The organism is Flavobacterium kayseriense (genome assembly GCF_014305095.1).
GTDB lineage: Bacteria > Bacteroidota > Bacteroidia > Flavobacteriales > Flavobacteriaceae > Flavobacterium > Flavobacterium kayseriense.
Genome location: NZ_JACRUI010000001.1, coordinates 16,396 through 34,553, shown reverse-complemented (window position 1 = coordinate 34,553; position 18,158 = coordinate 16,396). Strand labels below are relative to the sequence as shown.

At 34.3% G+C, this 18,158-nt stretch carries 16 protein-coding genes; 14 read left to right on the top strand and 2 right to left on the bottom strand.

All coding sequences use genetic code 11. The features are described from left to right. Positions 1-435: 435 nt before the first annotated feature. From H8R22_RS00150 to kynU, 14 genes are all read left to right on the top strand, one after another. Positions 436-1,263: a prephenate dehydratase gene (locus H8R22_RS00150; protein ID WP_187009540.1), complete on the top strand. Its 828-nt coding sequence runs from the start codon at positions 436-438 to the stop codon at positions 1,261-1,263. Between the two features lie 56 nt (positions 1,264-1,319). Beyond that, entirely contained in the window at positions 1,320-2,471 is a 1,152-nt protein-coding gene (locus tag H8R22_RS00145) for a pyridoxal phosphate-dependent aminotransferase (protein WP_187009541.1), read from the top strand. Between the two features lie 219 nt (positions 2,472-2,690). Beyond that, on the top strand, positions 2,691-3,548 hold the full coding sequence (locus H8R22_RS00140; protein ID WP_187009542.1) for a prephenate dehydrogenase: 858 nt from the start codon (positions 2,691-2,693) through the stop codon (positions 3,546-3,548). Positions 3,549-3,579: 31 nt separating this feature from the next. Beyond that, a complete protein-coding gene (locus tag H8R22_RS00135; protein ID WP_187009543.1) occupies positions 3,580-4,662 on the top strand; it encodes a bifunctional 3-deoxy-7-phosphoheptulonate synthase/chorismate mutase type II in 1,083 nt (360 codons plus the stop codon). Positions 4,663-4,766: 104 nt separating this feature from the next. Then, a complete protein-coding gene (locus H8R22_RS00130) occupies positions 4,767-5,252 on the top strand; it encodes a hypothetical protein (protein ID WP_222616892.1) in 486 nt (161 codons plus the stop codon). 6 nt (positions 5,253-5,258) lie between these two features. After that, the gene (locus tag H8R22_RS15565) at positions 5,259-5,399 is read left to right on the top strand and encodes a hypothetical protein (protein ID WP_222616893.1); all 141 of its coding nucleotides are present in this window, start codon (positions 5,259-5,261) and stop codon (positions 5,397-5,399) included. 125 nt (positions 5,400-5,524) lie between these two features. Beyond that, entirely contained in the window at positions 5,525-6,505 is a 981-nt protein-coding gene (gene rsgA, locus H8R22_RS00125) for a ribosome small subunit-dependent GTPase A (RefSeq protein ID WP_187009544.1), read from the top strand. After that, positions 6,502-6,951, top strand: coding sequence for a D-aminoacyl-tRNA deacylase (gene dtd / locus H8R22_RS00120; protein ID WP_187009545.1), 450 nt, complete (start codon positions 6,502-6,504; stop codon positions 6,949-6,951). Before rsgA ends, dtd begins: the two co-directional genes overlap by 4 nt. 140 nt (positions 6,952-7,091) lie before the next feature. Continuing rightward, on the top strand, positions 7,092-9,002 hold the full coding sequence (locus tag H8R22_RS00115) for a DUF3857 domain-containing protein (RefSeq protein ID WP_187009546.1): 1,911 nt from the start codon (positions 7,092-7,094) through the stop codon (positions 9,000-9,002). Between the two features lie 3 nt (positions 9,003-9,005). Then, a complete protein-coding gene (locus tag H8R22_RS00110; protein ID WP_187009547.1) occupies positions 9,006-11,018 on the top strand; it encodes a DUF3857 domain-containing protein in 2,013 nt (670 codons plus the stop codon). 45 nt (positions 11,019-11,063) lie between these two features. Continuing rightward, complete coding sequence (locus H8R22_RS00105; RefSeq protein ID WP_187009548.1) at positions 11,064-11,390, top strand: nucleotide pyrophosphohydrolase; 327 nt, start codon at positions 11,064-11,066, stop codon at positions 11,388-11,390. Between the two features lie 80 nt (positions 11,391-11,470). Beyond that, positions 11,471-12,700 (top strand): 3-phosphoshikimate 1-carboxyvinyltransferase, encoded by a 1,230-nt coding sequence (aroA, locus tag H8R22_RS00100; protein ID WP_187009549.1) that lies wholly within the window; start codon positions 11,471-11,473, stop codon positions 12,698-12,700. 173 nt (positions 12,701-12,873) lie between these two features. Next, positions 12,874-13,923 (top strand): tRNA preQ1(34) S-adenosylmethionine ribosyltransferase-isomerase QueA, encoded by a 1,050-nt coding sequence (queA, locus tag H8R22_RS00095; protein WP_187009550.1) that lies wholly within the window; start codon positions 12,874-12,876, stop codon positions 13,921-13,923. Positions 13,924-14,255: 332 nt separating this feature from the next. Beyond that, positions 14,256-15,533 (top strand): kynureninase, encoded by a 1,278-nt coding sequence (kynU, locus tag H8R22_RS00090; protein ID WP_187009551.1) that lies wholly within the window; start codon positions 14,256-14,258, stop codon positions 15,531-15,533. Positions 15,534-15,590: 57 nt separating this feature from the next. On the opposite strand, the gene H8R22_RS00085 is transcribed toward kynU, so the two are convergent. Together H8R22_RS00085 and H8R22_RS00080 are read right to left on the bottom strand one after the other, a co-directional pair. Then, positions 15,591-17,405 carry a hypothetical protein gene (locus H8R22_RS00085; protein ID WP_225875990.1) on the bottom strand — a complete coding sequence of 605 codons (1,815 nt, stop codon included), beginning with the start codon at positions 17,403-17,405 and terminating at the stop codon, positions 15,591-15,593. 74 nt (positions 17,406-17,479) lie between these two features. Next, positions 17,480-18,118: a flavin reductase family protein gene (locus H8R22_RS00080; protein ID WP_187009552.1), complete on the bottom strand. Its 639-nt coding sequence runs from the start codon at positions 18,116-18,118 to the stop codon at positions 17,480-17,482. Positions 18,119-18,158: the final 40 nt, after the last annotated feature.

Here is an 18,158-nt window from a genome sequence, read left to right as displayed (position 1 = left end):
TTGGTTCAATAATGTAGAATGGTACTTAATTTAAAGAGAACAGCTTATAACAATATTCTATTTGCGGAGGTTTTTAAAGCTTTCTAACTTATTTGTGTTAACAAGAATAAAATTATTTCAAAAGCGCATTCATTTATGAATGTTTTAATCTTCTTTTTTTAGGTATTATGTAATTTAAAGCTAGTTTTTTAGAGAATTCATTTTTAGTTTGTAAAAAGGTCGTTTTATTTTGACGCACTTAAAAATTATTAATACATTAGCCTAGAATTACAACAAAAGCATACCGATGATAATTAACCGATTTTATTTTAGCAATACTTATTATTTCTTCTGGAAAGAGGATAGGGATTGTTATATGGTTATTTAATTGATAGAATTAAATTATAATTATAAATATACAATCCCGATGAAAATCGGGATTTTTTTTTGGAGTAAATGGAAGTAAAAATCGCAATACAAGGAATAAAAGGCTCTTTTCATCATCAAGTAGCGCAGGAGTATTTTGGAGAAAATGTTCAAGTAGATGAGTGTTTGTCTTTTGATGAATTAGTAGATAGCATCTTGTCAGGCAAGACAGATCAAGCTGTTATGGCAATTGAGAACTCTATTGCAGGACCTATTATTCCGAATTACGCTTTAATCGACAAGAATAATTTACACATTATAGGAGAGCATTACTTGCGAATTCATCAGAACTTAATGGCTTTAGAGGGGCAGGAAATAGAGGATATCACTGAAGTACATTCTCATCCGATGGCTTTGCTCCAATGCATGGAATTCCTTAAAAAATATCCGAATGTTAAATTAGTCGAAGACAAGGATACCGCAGAAACAGCTAGAAGGATTCAAGAAAACAAAATTAAAGGAATCGCTGCGATTGCTAGTACAACAGCAGCAAAAATGTATGAGTTAGCAATTTTAGCTCCCGAGATTCAAACTATTAATCATAACATGACACGATTTGTGATTTTAAAAAAACAAAATTCATTTGTGTCAAAAGAAGAAATTAATAGAGCGTCATTGAAATTTGAACTAGATCATAAAAGGGGCAGTTTGGCGGCAGTATTAAATGTACTTAGTGACTGTAAAATGAATTTAACTAAGATACAGTCTCTGCCTAAGATTGAAACACCTTGGAAATATTCCTTTTTTGTAGATGTTACTTTTGATAAATATGAAGATTACGCAAAAGCAAAGTCACTACTAGAAATTATGGCTGAATACCTAAAGGTTTTAGGGGAATATAAAAACAGCAAGCCTTAATTAAACAATAGTAGGAGATTGATATCACAAAAAAAGAATTAATAATAAAGCACACTATGATTACTACAGCTAAACGCCTACATATCGTTGAAGAATACTATTTCTCTAGTAAGTTAAGAGAAGTGAGGCAACTAGCTTCTGAAGGTAAACCTATAATAAATATGGGGATTGGAAGTCCAGATTTGAGTCCGCCACAAAATGTAATTGATGCTATTGTCGGTGCCATGCGCGATGACAATGCGCATCAATACCAGAGTTATCAAGGACTGCCAGAATTGCGTCAAGGAGTTGCCGACTTTTATTTAAATAATTATGGTGTTGCAGTAAACCCGCTAACGGAAATTTTACCTTTAATGGGGTCGAAGGAAGGAATTATGCATATTTCGATGGCTTTTTTAAACGAAGGTGATGAGGTACTTATTCCTAATCCAGGTTATCCTACTTATACATCAGTTACGAATTTAGTTGGAGCAATTCCAGTGTATTATGATTTAACTGCAAACAGTAATTGGGAGCCTGATTTTGAAGCTCTTGAAAAATTAGATTTGTCAAAGGTGAAGTTAATGTGGATAGGTTATCCCCACATGCCTACAGGGTCTAGAGGAAATCTAGTCTTGTTTGAAAAATTAGTCGCTTTTGCGCAAAGACATCAAATTTTGTTGGTTAATGATAACCCATATAGTTTTGTTTTAAATGATAACCCTATGAGTTTATTGCAAGTGAAAGGAGCTGTGGATGTGGCTTTAGAACTGAATTCCTTGAGTAAAACATTTAACATGGCAGGATGGCGCGTGGGAATGGTAGTTGGAAATGCAGCTTGTATTGATGCTGTTTTAAAAGTAAAAAGTAATATGGATAGTGGTATGTTTTATCCAGTTCAGAAAGGAGCTATTGCAGCATTAAAGAGCGATAAGTCTTGGTTTCAAGGTATGAATTTGATTTATAAAAGACGTAGAGGTTTAACAGAGCAATTAGCTGAAAAACTAGGTTGTCAGGTCTACAAGGAAGGAGTTGGATTGTTTGTTTGGGCAAAGTTACCGGAAGGAATTGCATCAGCAGAAGCGTTTATAAATGACATATTGTATCAAAAGCATCTATTTATAACTCCAGGAACAATTTTTGGTAGTAATGGTGAAGGTTATATTCGGTTTGCATTGTGCGTAAAAGAAGAAAAAATACAAGAAGCCATTGATCGATTTTTGCCTTAGACAGTTATTCCGATAAAGGAGGAATCTTAATTAGATTCTATCGTTGCGAAGATTGCTTTTTTAGTAGAGAATGATAAAAAATGATAGTAGAGATAAAGCTGTTAGAAACAGATTACCCTAGCCCTGATAGCAGTGGAAATCCTTTTATGCCGAACCCATGTTAATGGGAGGTAAAAAAGATTGAAACGGATAGCAGGAATAGCTACAAAAAAATAAAAAATGAAAGTATTTGTTATAGGAATTGGATTGATAGGAGGTTCCATGGTGTTGGACATAAAAAAAATGCATCCGCAAGCGACAATTTATGGTATCGATACGAATGAGATTCATCTACAAGAAGCTATTGCATTAGGTGTTATTGATGCGGCGGGAAGTATGATTGATTTACACACGGCTGACTTTGTTATTGTATCAGTCCCTGTTGATGGTGCACTTGTTGTGTTGCCACAGGTGTTAGATTTGATTGGTGATGATACGATTGTATTTGAAGTGGGATCGACTAAGGCGCCTATTTGCAAAGTGATAGCTTTACATCCTAAGAGAAGAAATTATATTGCTACGCATCCTATTGCGGGGACTGAATTTTCAGGACCATCTGCGGCAATTTTAGGATTGTTTGAAGGGAAAACAAATATTATTTGTGAGGTAGAACGTACCGCTTTTAAGCTGCAAGAGAAAGCACTTGAGCTTTTTAAAGCAATGGGAATGAGAATAAGATATATGGATCCTAATTCGCATGATAAACACATCGCTTACGTATCGCACTTATCGCATATTAGTGCTTTTATGCTTGGGAAAACAGTAATTGAGAAAGAAAAACACGAACAAGATATTTTTGATATGGCGGGTTCCGGTTTTGAAAGTACGGTACGTTTAGCGAAAAGTTCTCCGGCAATGTGGACACCTATTTTTAAGCAAAACAAGGAGCAGGTAATAGAAACATTAGAAGAATATATCTCTAATTTGACTCATTTTAAGGAGTTACTAATAAAGGAAGATTATGACGCTATATATGAAGAAATGCAAAGCGTAAATAAAATAAAAGGAATATTAAACGGAATGAACGTAAAGAGATAAAACTAAAAATTAAAGAATAAAAACTAGAAAGATGGAAAACAAGAAAGAAATGAGAAATTGGTTGAATGAATTTAATTTAACTCACCCATTTGTGATAGCAGGACCTTGTAGTGCTGAGACAGAAGATCAAGTGTTGAAAATAGCACATGAATTAAAAGATTCTGATGTAAGTGTTTTTAGAGCAGGAATATGGAAACCAAGAACGCGTCCAGGAGGATTCGAAGGTGTTGGGGAAATAGGGTTAAAATGGTTGCAAAAAGCAAAAGCCGAAACGGGTTTATTAATGGGTACCGAAGTAGCCACTGCGGCACATTGTAAACTAGCGCTTGAGCATGATATTGATGTATTATGGGTGGGTGCACGAACAACCGCAAATCCATTTGCAGTGCAAGAAATTGCTGATACACTTGCAGGAACAGATAAAATAGTTTTAATCAAGAATCCTGTAAATCCTGATATGGCTTTATGGTTAGGTGGCGTAGAGCGTTTATATGCTGCAGGAATTAAAAATTTAGGAGTAATACACAGGGGATTCTCAACTTACGAAAAAACAAAATACCGTAACATTCCAGAATGGCAAATTCCTATTGAGTTGCAAAATAAATTTCCTGATTTGCCTTTATTCATCGATCCGTCGCATATAACAGGTAATCGTGAAATGATTTTAGAAGTGACACAAGAAGCTTTAGATTTGAATTACGATGGAATGATTATAGAAACACACATCGATCCAGATAACGCTTGGAGTGATGCAGCGCAACAGGTAACTCCAGATGCATTAAAACAAATATTTAAGGATTTAAGAGTACGTAATGTAAGTGTAGATTCAGATGAATATACTACTAAAATGACAAAACTAAGAGCGACAATTGATGTGCTTGATGCTAACTTGTTAGAATTATTAGGAAAACGAATGAAAGTAGCTGATGAGATAGGACAAGTTAAAAAAGACGCAAATGTTGCTGTATTGCAAAACAAGCGTTGGAATGAAATTCTTGGAAAAATGATTCTAGAAGGAGAGAAAAAAGGATTGACTGAAGAGTTTATCTTAAGGATGTTTAAAGCAATTCACCAAGAAAGTATTAGTCACCAAGATAAAGTACTGAATGCATAAAAAAATAAATTTTATAAATAATAAAAAACCTACATACATGTAGGTTTTTTTTGTAATATTGCAGCTGAATTTAATCAAAATCTTTACTTTATTTTTAATCTTTTATGAAAAATTTATTCGTATTATCGGTAGTATTATTAAGTTTGTTAGGCTATTCGCAAGAAAAGCAGATTTTTGAAAGCCCTAACATGAAGCAGTTAATTGAGGGACACAAAACAGTTGCGATATTGCCGTTTAAAGCTACCATCGCATATAAAAAATTACCAAAAGGATACAGCGATGAGGCAAAAAAAGTTGAAGAGTTAGCGATGGGGACGCAAATGCAAAGCGGACTTTATACCTATCTTTTGAGAAAATCGGATGATTATACAGTTCAAGTGCAAGATGTCGAAAAAACAAATTCGCTATTAAAAAAAGCGAATCTTTTTGATAAATTAGATGAGGCTTTACCAGAAGACATTGCAAAGGTTTTAGGAGTAGATGCAGTAATAAAATGCTCTTATGCTTATGAAAAAACCGGGAGTGAAGGTGCTACTATTGTTAAAACCTTACTAATCGGTTTTGGAACGGGAAAAGTGGCAACGGGATGATTAACGATGCAAATTAATAATGGTGTAGACGGGGATTTAGTTTGGCGTTTTTACAAGCAAATGGCAGAGGATGTGATGAGTTCCCCATCAGCAATGATGGAAAGAATGATGCGTAAAGTAGGAAGAAATTTTCCCTACGAGAAATAATCCGTCCATTAAAAATATAGAAATCCCTTCGGCTTATTTAAGCTGAAGGGATTTTCGTTTTTATACCGCTTAAAAAACTTTAAAATTTGAACTTCAAACTTCAAACAAAAATTTACCTTTGTGGCATGACAGGACTCGTTTACAAATCTACAGGAAGTTGGTATACCGTAAAATCTACAGAGGGGAATTTTATTGAATGCCGTATTAAAGGTAAATTCCGAATCAAAGGAATTAAAAGTACTAATCCAATTGCCGTTGGAGATATCGTAGATTATGAAATAGACGAGACATCAGATACGATTACAGGAACAATTTTTAATATTCAGGAAAGAAAAAATTACATCGTACGTAAGTCGGTTAATCTATCGCATCAAATGCATATAATTGCCAGTAATATTGATCGTGTTTTTTTATTGATTACTATTAATAATCCACCTACAACTTTCAATTTTATCGATCGTTTTCTAGTAACTGCTGAAGCTTACGGTATAGAAACTATTTTAGTATTTAATAAGATAGATACTTTTGACGAAGCGACTTTGGATGAACAATTGTATATGCAGCATGTGTATCAGGAAATTGGATACAAATGCCTTCGAGTTTCGTCTACAGAAATGAAGGGAATAGAAAAGTTAAAAGAACTGATGGTTGATAAAGTGAGTATGTTCTCGGGACACTCCGGTGTTGGGAAATCAACATTAGTCAATGCTATGGAACCTTCATTGCATCTTAAAACTAAAACTATTTCTGAGGCTAGTAAGCAAGGGCAACATACAACTACATTTGCTGAAATGTATGACCTGTCATTTGGAGCCCGAATTATAGATACACCCGGAATTAAAGGTTTTGGTGTTGTAGATATGGAGCCGGGGGAAATTAGCGGTTATTTTCCTGAATTTTTCAAATTGAAAGATCAGTGCAAATTTAATAACTGCATACATAAGGATGAACCTAAATGTGCTGTGAAAAACGCATTAGAAAAAGATGAAATAGCCTGGTCACGTTACAATAGTTATCTTAAATTGTTAGAAGGTGATGATGAAAACTACCGTACAGATAATTATGACGAAGATCGTAAAGAAAGCGATAAGACGAGAGGTTTATGAGGGTAGTATTGCAAAGAGTTTCGTCAGCCTCAGTTACTATTGAAAATAAAATCGTGGCTATTATCCAAAAAGGACTGTTGGTTTTAGTGGGGATTGAAGATACCGATACACAAGTAGATATTGACTGGCTAGTGGGTAAAATCATAAATATTCGCATATTTGGAGATGAGAACGATGTTATGAATTTGTCAGTTGCAGATATTGATGGTGAAATTATTGTAGTTAGTCAATTTACCTTGCATGCCACCACAAAAAAAGGAAACCGTCCTTCCTATATAAAGGCATCTAAGCCTGATATTGCCATTCCTCTTTACGAGAATTTTGTACATAAAATGCAGTTCGCTCTTGGAAAGAAAATTCAAACAGGTGTTTTTGGTGCAGATATGAAAGTTGCCTTAGTCAATGATGGCCCTGTTACCATCATGATGGATAGTAAAAATAGATAAGGAATTATTTTTTTATCATAAGTTTTTTTTTATTTTTGAAGGCCACAAATAAAGGATTACCAAAAACAAAGTTCAAGAACCTTTTGAAAGGGTTCTCATAATTTTGCACCAAATATTTGGTAATCACTTTATAAATAAATATGGTAATAAGAAATACTTTACTGTTATTGATAGTCTTTTTCCCACTGACTATTTTGGCACAAAAAACAGAATATACTGCTTTTAATATAGCAGATAGCCTTAAGCAGAATGCAAATGCAGTTGTTCGTTTAAATCAAGTCGCTATTGATGTATTGTCTCAACGAGACATGACAATTAGTACAGTACGCACAATTACAGTCCTCAATGAAAAAGGACTTTCGGCTATTGATGCTATCGAAAATTACAATAAAACAACTACCATAAAAGACATTGAAGCTACTATTTACGATGGTTTTGGTAAAGAAATAAAAAAAATAAAACGTAAAGACTTTAAAGACCAAAGTGCAGTAGGGGGGAGTACTTTGTTTTCAGATAGTAGGTACTTGTATTTAGACTACACACCTACTCAATATCCGTTTACGATGGTTTATAAAAGTGAACTACAAACCTCTACAACTGCTTTTATTCCACAATGGTATCCTGTTTCTAATTATTATGTCAGTGTCGAAAAAAGCATCCTTAACGTTACTTATCCTGCTACTCTAGGTTTTAAGAAAAAGGAATTTAATTTTGCGAATTTTAATATTATTAAAACCCTAGACACATCTACTCAGCTTTCTTATACGGCTAGTAATTTACCCGTACAGAAGTTCGAAGATTACTCGCAAGCGTTTAGCACTTTTTTTCCAAAAGTTATGATGGGATTGGAGCAATTTCACTTGGAATCAGTTGATGGTAAAGCCAAAACATGGCAGGAGTTTGGAGAGTGGTACTCCAGTGAAATTTTAGCAGGAACAACTGCATTATCAGAGGAAACGAAATCTAAGATGAAAGTGCTTGTAGGAGACGAAAAAGATCCAATAAAAAAAGCAAAGTTAATTTATGATTATGTGCAGAAAAAATCAAGATATATAAGTATTCAAGTTGGAATTGGTGGTTGGAAACCTATGCTTGCAACTGATGTCGATAGACTTGGATATGGAGACTGTAAAGCATTGACCAACTATACAAAAGCACTTTTGGCAGCAGTTGATGTGCCTTCTTATAATGTTATTTTATATGGAGATAGTTCAAAAAAAAATATAGAATCTGACTTCGTTTCTATGCAAGGCAATCATATGATTTTAGCAATTCCCAATGGAAACAAATATACTTGGCTCGAGTGCACGAGCCAAGATGATCCTTTTGGTTTTCAAGGCAGCTTTACAGACGATAGGGATGTATTGGTTGTAAAGCCAGGAGGAGGCGAGATTGTACACACGGATATTTATGAGGGTAACAATACTCAATTTAGTACAGGTAGTTATACATTATCTACAAGCGGAGATCTAAATGGAAATATAGTTATTGTTTCCAGAGGTTCCCAATTTGTTTCCAAGGCATCTTTAGCAAATACCCACCCAACAGAGCAAGACAATCACTATAAATCCTATTGGAGAAATATTAATAATCTTAAAATTAATTCAATTGATTTTAAAAATGATAAGGAAGTTGTCAGTTTTACAGAGAAAATAACCCTAAGTGCTACAAATTATGGTAATCTTTCGGATGGAAAAATGATGTTTGCAGCAAATGCTTATAATCAGTACTTAGCAAGTGTAAAACGAATCAGAAACAGGAAAAATTCTTTTGAAATACAAAGAGGTTTTCTAGATACTGATTTAATTACGATTACTTTACCAGCAGGTTTTACGATTGAGTTTATGCCCACCAGCTACGAGCTCAAAAGTAAATTTGGTGAGTATGCTGCAGCGTTTATCAAAAATGATGATAGTACCTTACTATATAATCGGACTCTGTCAATTAAAAAAGGATTGTATTCCAATACTGAGTACGATGAGTACCGCTTATTTATAGAGCAGATTTCTAAATATGACAATGCTAAATTAATTCTAACCCAAAATAAATAACCTATGACTTTTAGAAAATTACTTTTATTTATTTGCTTTTTACTTTTTGTGAAAGCAAATGCTCAGAATTTTGAATTAGGAAAAGTGTCATTAAATGAATTAGAAGAGAAAAGACATCCTACAGATTCGGCAGCTGTTGCTGCTATTCTTTTTGAAAAAGGGAAAAATACTTTTGAGTACTCTCAAAGCGATGGCTTTATTTTGGTTACAGAAGTTAATGTACGAATAAAAATTTACAAAAAACAAGGGTATGAATGGGCTAATAAAAGTGTACGTTACTACGGCGGGAATTATTCAAAAGACCGAGTTTCGTTTTCAGATGCAGTAACCTACAATGTAGTTGATGGAAAAATAGAAAAGACAAAATTAAAAAGCGACGGTGAATTTGATGAAGTGGTCAACAAATATTGGAAGGAAAAGAAGATTACAATGCCTAATGTTAAAGAAGGCTCTGTAATTGAGTTTTCTTATACTTTACGATCTACAAGTATTAGCAGTCCTAGAGATTGGTATTTTCAAAGAAGTATTCCTGTCAATTATTCTGAATATAAAATTAATACACCGGAATATTTTGTTTACAATGCTAGTTTAAAAGGGTTCTTAAGTCCAAAAGTAACAACTGAAAAAGGTGATAATTCAGTAGTTTTAAATTCGAAACAAAGAGAGTCTTTTGGTTATACAACTAAAACTACTTTTTCTCAGGATAAGATCGATTTTAGTGAAACAAGAACTACTTATGTTATTGAAAATGTACCAGCATTGAAAGAGGAGTCTTTCGTGAATAATACAGATAATTACGTTGTTAGTTTAGTCCAAGAGCTTTCAATGACTAAATATCCTAATGAACCAGCTAAGTTTTATGCAACAGATTGGAATGCTGTCGTTAAAACGATTTATGACTATGATGATTTTGGTCCAGAACTTAGTAAGACTGGATATTTTGAAGATGATTTAAAAGTAGTCTTAACTGGTTTAACAACAACTGAATCTAAAATAGATGCTATCTTTAAACACGTAAAGACCACAGTTAAATGGAATGATTACTATGGTTATTCTTGTAATGATGGTGTAAAAAAGGCGTATAAAGATAAAACAGGAAATATTGCCGAAATAAATTTGATGCTCACAGCTATGTTACGCTATGCTGGATTTGATGCTAATCCTGTCCTAGTAAGCACAAGGTCAAATGGAATTGCATTATTTCCAAATAGAAATGCTTTTAATTATGTTATTGTAGCCGTACAAAATGGCGGAAGTACCGTTTTATTGGATGCTTCAGATGTCTATTCTATTCCAAACGTTTTACCGTTTCGTGCATTGAATTGGTTAGGGAGATTAATTCGAAAAGATGGGTCTTCTGATGTTATCGATTTAATGCCTTCGAGCCTATCTAATGACCTTACTACTATGTCTTATGCTATCGACGACAAAGGAATGGTGTCTGGAAAATATAGACGTCAACAAGACAACTATAATGCCATGATTTCTAGAAATGCAATCAAGAGCATTAAGGAAGAGTCGTATTTAGAAAAATTAGAAAATGATAACAATAAGATAGAAATTCAAGACTATAAAAGAACTAATGAAAAAGAGTTGCAAATGCCTCTAGTAGAGTCAATTGTTTTTATTGGAAGTAATTTCAGTGAGATTATTGGTAGTACTATTTATATAAGACCTTTGCTTTCTTTTGCTAGTTCTGAAAATCCGTTTAGACAAGAAAACCGACTATATCCAGTTGATTTTGGTTTTCCATTTATGGATAAATATGTTATAAATATTACTATTCCTGAGGGATATGAAGTTGAAAAAATTCCAGAAGCTATAAATCTAGTCATGGATAATAGTTTTGCTAGTTTTAAGTGCATGACAAGTGTTTCAGGGAATACAATTCAGATGATGGTTACTAACCAAATGAATACTCCTATAGTAGCTGCAGATCATTACATTACACTAAAAGAATACTATCAAAAGCTAACAGATAAACAAAACGAAAAAATTGTTTTGAGGAAAATATAATAACAGACAGGACTTTGTATCTTTGAATAAAATGAAAACATAAAAATGAACTTAAAAAATTCCCAACTAGACGTCGATAATTGGATAAAAGAGCATGGTGTTCGTTATTTTAACGAATTAACTAATATGGCACAACTTACTGAGGAAGTTGGCGAAGTAGCTCGTATTATCGCTCGTCGGTATGGAGAGCAATCAGAGAAAGAGAGCGATAAAAACAAAGATTTAGGCGAGGAACTAGCCGATGTTGTTTTTGTGGTTTTATGCCTTGCTAATCAAACAGGTATCGATCTTCAAGCAGCTTTTGATAAGAAAATGGATTTAAAATCATTGAGAGATAAGGATCGTCATAAAAACAACGAGAAACTGAAATAATGTTATAAGTAGCGAAAGCTCTTGGTAAATGCTTATTTTTCAGATAAATTTGCCACAAACCACTCATCAATCTTTTTCCCATGAATTTACTGTTGCAAACGTCTGTTACTGATTTACAGGCTCACATAGCTGTTACCGGCTCCAAGAGTGAAACGAATCGCTTATTGTTGTTACAAGCTCTATTTCCTAATATTACGCTAGCCAATACCTCTAACTCAGATGATAGTGAAGTAATGCAGATGGCTTTAACTGGAAGTGAGGAATTAATTGATATACATCATGCAGGAACTGCAATGCGTTTTTTGACTGCTTATTTTGCAGTTCAGCAAGATAGAGTTGTGACCCTAACGGGGTCAAGTAGGATGCAAGAACGTCCCGTGAAAATACTGGTCGAAGCTTTAGAACAATTAGGTGCTCAAATCACTTATCTAAAGGAAGTAGGTTATCCACCTATTCAAATTAAAGGCCAAAAAATATCGAATTCTAAAGTGACAATGGCTGCTAATGTTAGTAGTCAATACATATCAGCATTATTGTTGGTAGCCGCAAAGCTAGCAAACGGAATAGAATTAACGCTAGAAGGCGAAATAACTTCTGTTCCATATATTAAAATGACTTTAGCATTGCTTACCGATTTAGGAATTGAAACAAGTTTTATTGGTAATAAAATTGTAGTTAAACCACAACATCAAGTAGTTTCAAAAATAATGACTGTAGAGTCTGACTGGAGTTCTGCTAGCTATTTCTTTAGTTTGGTAGCTCTATCAAAGACAGCTTCCATCACCTTAACTAGTTATAAAGAAAACAGCTTACAAGGAGATTCTGCTTTAGTAGCATTGTACAAAGAAATGGGAGTTGATTCCCGTTTTGAAAATAATACTTTGATTCTCACAAAACAAAAAGATTTTCAACCAAAGGAAATTAACTTTGACTTGAACAACACACCAGATATTGCACAAACAATTGTTGTAACTTGTTTAGGATTGGGAGTAGGTTGTCACCTAACAGGTTTACATACTTTAAAGATTAAAGAAACAGATAGGCTAGAGGCTTTAAGAATTGAGCTTACAAAACTTGGTGCAAATATTACGGTAACTAATGATTCACTTACTCTTGAGCCAAGCGCAATTATAACTTCTAATGTGAAAATAGCTACTTATAATGATCACAGGATGGCAATGGCTTTTGCACCACTAGCGTTAAAAGTACCTATTATTATCGCTGATGCGAATGTTGTCTCTAAATCATATCCTGATTTTTGGGACGACATGGAAAAATTAGGGTACAAAGTGTCCGAAATTATTTCCTAGTTATCAGCGTTTACGGCTAGGTAGGGAGGTGTTGAAACTAGTTTTCAATAATAAATTTAAATTAAATAGCAAAACACTTGACATCGCCTATCTCACAGTCGTATATTTGCAGCCGCTTAGTTTAGGTAACGTACTCGTTATCTGAAACTTTAAACTTAAACAAAAAAGTACAGATGAAATTATCACATTTTCAATTTGATCTACCGAAAGAACTTTTAGCCGAATACCCATCTGAGAATAGAGATGAGGCACGTCTAATGGTTATTGATCGCAAAAAACAAACAATTGAACATAAATTATTCAAAGACGTTATAGACTATTTTGATGATGGTGATGTTTTAATCTTAAACAATACTAAAGTTTTTCCTGCTCGTCTATACGGGAACAAAGAAAAAACGGGAGCTAGAATTGAGGTTTTCTTACTAAGAGAACTGAATGCTGAGCAACGCCTTTGGGATGTTTTAGTAGATCCAGCTCGTAAAATCCGAATTGGTAATAAATTATACTTTGGTGATGATGACTCCTTAGTAGCTGAGGTTATTGATAATACAACTTCACGTGGTAGAACTTTACGTTTTCTATACGACGGTTCGTACGAAGAATTCAGAAAAAAATTAACGGAACTAGGAGAAACTCCAATACCAAAATACATTTCTAGAGAAGTAACTCCTGAAGATGCAGACCGTTACCAAACTATTTATGCTAAAGAAGAAGGAGCTGTTGCAGCACCTACTGCAGGTTTGCACTTCTCTAAACATTTATTAAAAAGGTTAGAGATCAAAGGAATCAAATTTGCTGAGGTTACACTTCATGTTGGTTTGGGGACTTTTAATCCAGTTGAAGTAGAGGATTTATCAAAACACAAAATGGATTCTGAGGAGCTTAAAATTACTCAAGAAGCTTGTGATATTGTAAACAGTGCCAAAGCTAAGAAAAAACGCATCTGTACAGTAGGAACAACTTCAATGCGTGCTGTTGAAAGTTCAGTTTCGTCACAAAACACATTGAATCCATTCGATGGTTGGACAAATAAATTTGTTTTTCCTCCGCACGAATTCACGATTCCTACTTGTATGATTACTAATTTTCACACGCCAAAATCGACTTTGTTAATGATGGTATCTGCTTTTTGTGGACACGATTTAATGAAAAAAGCTTATGAAGAAGCTATCAAAGAGTCTTATAAATTCTATTCTTACGGTGATGCCATGCTCATCATCTAATACAAAATAAGGTTAATTCACTAAATGAATCTCGTCAGAAATGGCGAGGTTTTTTTTTGTCTTTTTAGTTTTTGAATTTGGGCATATTGGTCGCGGCGAACTGGCCTTATGTTACAATCATCTAAGTAGTCCGCTACGTTGCATTCTGTAAAGGGATTCCCATTGTTGTCCCTCAAGCGAAAATGCTGCTCTTAACTTCAATAGTATTTCGAATAAAAATTCGGGAATAGTACTTAGTATCCTCAAAATAAAAATAAGATTGTGTTAAAGGCTGAAATTCCAATTTGCTAGCCCATTATTAATTGTTATTTTTACAAAACAAAAATCAAATTATGCAATTCCAAAATACGAGATCTTTTGCTCAGGAACTTGATGCGCAAGACGACTTACATAAATACCGTTCTGAATTTCACTTCCCTAAAGTAAAAGGCAAACAAGTAATTTACTTTACGGGAAATTCACTAGGCTTGCAGCCTAAACGAACAAAATCATATATTGATGAAGTTATGAATGATTGGGCAAATCTTGCTGTCGAGGGGCATTTCTATGCTGATAAACCTTGGTGGGATTATCACGAGCGCTTTGCAACACCATTGAGTAAAATAGTGGGAGCCTTACCATCTGAAGTTACAGTAATGAATACCTTAACCGTAAATTTACATTTACTTATGGTTTCATTTTATCGCCCTACGAAAACTAGGTACAAAATTATATGCGAGGAAAAAGCGTTTCCATCTGACCAATACATGTTTCAGAGTCAGGTAGATTTTCATGGATATGCTCCAAATGAGGCTATCGTCGAAATAAAACGTAGAGAGGGCGAGCACAATATTCGTCTCGAAGATGTTTTGGCTAAAATTGATGAAGTAGGAGAGGAGCTAGCTTTAGTGCTTATAGGAGGTGTTAATTATTATACAGGGCAGGTTTTTGATATGAAAACTATTACTGAGGCAGGCCATAATGCGGGTGCAATCGTAGGTTGGGATCTTGCCCATGCCGCGGGGAATATAAAATTAGAATTACACGACTGGAACGTAGATTTTGCGTCGTGGTGTAGCTACAAATACATGAATTCAGGACCGGGAAATGCATCGGGTTGTTTCATACATGAAAAGCATCACAACGCTTCATTACCGCGTTTCGCTGGTTGGTGGGGTCATAACAAAGAACGCCGTTTTAAAATGGAGCCACAATTTGATGCCGTAAAAGGAGCTGAAGGATGGCAAGTAAGTAATTTACCCATCTTGTCTCTCGCCCCTTATTTAGCATCTGTAGAGATGTTTAACGAGGTAGGTATGGATGCGATAATTGAAAAAAGGAATAAAATAACCGCTTATCTTGAATTTGTATTACAGGAAATAGACAAAGAGGTCGATAGCACTTTTGAAATTATAACCCCAGCTAATCCGGCAGAAAGAGGTTGTCAACTTTCGGTTTTTTTACATGGTGAAGGCCGAAGTTTATTTGATTATCTAATGCAAAATGGTGTAATTACAGATTGGCGTGAGCCAAATGTGATTCGATTAGCACCTGTTCCATTGTACTGCTCTTTCGAAGATATGTATGACTTTGGACAAATACTAAAACAAGGAATTCAATCAGTACATTAATATAAATTGAAACCCATTGACTTAAAACTATTTGTGAAAGTCAATGGGTTTTTTAGTCTATACAACTGTTATAGAAGGGACAGTAATCTGTTGAATTTCTAATTGATAATTTTCTAACTGCAGTAGGATCTCGTCTTTTTGATGTTCAAAATGTAATGATGTATTTAATAACTTCTTGTAGTACTGAATTCCGTCTATTAAGTTTTTTTTAAATAGATCCCATTTTTTTATTTTTGCAATTGTAAGTTCTTCAATTGTATTGGTGATCTCATTATCTAGGTAGGAAACGTACATTTTTAGTTCATTGACCAAGAAATTAGAACGATCAGTCAATTGAATTGTGGAGCTTTTTCCGTAGATATGCTGACACATTTCTGAAAGACTTACTTCTTTGTCAAAATAGGCGATATTAGGACCAGGACAAATAACGACTCCCTGATCTTGTCCTTTTATTTTAATGTCATTTTCTAAATAAGAAGCATTGGCCAAACCCACACACAAGCAAGCTTTTTCAGTGATACGATCTCTTGCTTGCTCATAAACAACAGCTGCTAATGTTGCTTTTTTAGAGTCTAGTTCTTGTAGTTTTATGTCTTGGTATTTTTTTGAAGCCGTACAAATAGCATTTCCGCTAGAGTCTTTATTAAGTGCTAGGAATTTTTTAGGACAAGAGCTACCCGCTTTACTTTCTTGGATTCTTTTCTGTTTTAGAAGTTCATTAGTACTTCCTTTAATGGTGTTAAAGGGTACGCCAAGGGGTGAAATTTGACTTAAATACAAATCTTCCTCTTTGGCTTTAGCCAATAAATTTCGGGTTGCCTGATCCACTGAGGTAGCCTCAGGCACGAGTAAAAACGGAGAACCCCAGCCAACCGAATTTAACTCATAATTGTTAAGCAAAAAATCGTGCTCCATTGCAGTTCCCACACCTCCTTGAAAAGTAATTTTTAAATCAAGTGGTTTTTCAGGGACAAAGCGTTCTTTTTGAGCTAAAGCTTTAATCATTAGTTCATGTGAGCTTTGCATCAATTGTCCTTTTTTTTGTTTAAATTCTTCCAAGATAGGGCCTAGCAGGTAACCATCTGTAGCAAACGCATGTCCTCCACAGTTCAATCCAGATTCAATGCGGTATTCAGAAACCCAAAGTCCTTTTTTAGCTAGAAAATTCCCTTGAATCATTGCTGATCTAAAGTCGCTAACTTTTAAAGTGATTTTCTTTTTAATGACGTTAGAGTTATTTGGATAGAATTCGTTGAAGTTTTCGATATAACTATATAATCTTGGGTTCATTCCTGCAGATAGCACTAATGAAGAGGAAACTTTACTTTTGGCAAAGCCGCGTACAGCTGCGTGTGCATCATTAAACTCAATAGGTAATTGAACATTTTTGCTGTAATTATCTTTGTCTAATTTAGTCATTATATTGACATCAATAGTTCCAGCTTTTAAATTTTTATCTAGGAAACTTTTAATGTTTTCACTAATATTAAAACTATCTGCTGCTAGATGCTGTAATTCTTGAAACAATTCTGATTTGCTTGGCAAAAGGGCTATGAAATTCTCTAAGGCTGTCTTGCTCTGGGTTAATTCGACTTTGAAATCTTCAAATTTTGCTTTTACAATAGTGTCAATAAGATCTAAATAAGAGCTAATCCTTTTTGCACGGTAGTCGTCTATTTTTTGAGTTATTTCTTGATAAGGATATTTGAATTTTTCATTGTAAAACACTCTCATTTTTTCTATCAGTTCATCATCGGCGATTGAAACTACCGATGAAATTCCATACTGTGCAACACGTATAGGAGTGTCTATAGTGTAAGCTAATCCCATTACTGGAATGTGAAAACTGTGTATTGAATCGTTGTTTGTCATCTTTGTTATTGTTAAATCAGAGACAAAGATTAGCAAACAAATTCATTTAAATAATGATAAATATCATAAGGCTATCATTCGAAAAACGATTTTGAAGGAGTGTCTTTTCGCGCGTATTCGAAGCGATCTACTAATTTAGGTAAGCAATAACCATCAAGACCATTTAATGCAATAACGTTTCCTTTATCGAGTTGTAGCCAACCATCTTGATGCTTTAAATTCTCATCAAAAAAAAGTTTTTCGATAGAGGCAATGATATGTATGGTGTTGTTCTCTTTTATGTAATATTCATTTATGTATTTGCAATGCAGTTGTACCGGACTACCTTTTACAAAAGGAGTATCGATATTTTCCTTAAATTCTGCTTCGAGTTTGGTCTTATCAAATTCAGATGTACTGTCATCATAGTTGGCAGAGGTGTGATGCGCATCGGCAATAATGTCTTCGGTTATGTGATTAACCGTAAAATAACCCATTTCTTTTATGTTTTTATATGTATCGCGAGGTACTGTGGTAGGACGAACAATAAATCCAATCATAGCTGGGCTACTTCCTAGATGCGTAATACTGCTAAATATCGCTACGTTAGGAACACCATCTTTTGATATTGTCGCCAGTAGATTAGCAGACTTGTATCCGGTGCAAGAATTAATTAAATTGAGTCGTTCTACTTTTTCAAGATTTTCTAGTTCTTCGGTTGCAATTGCGATCATAATTTGATAGTTTTGTTTAACAAAAGTACAAAAATAATAA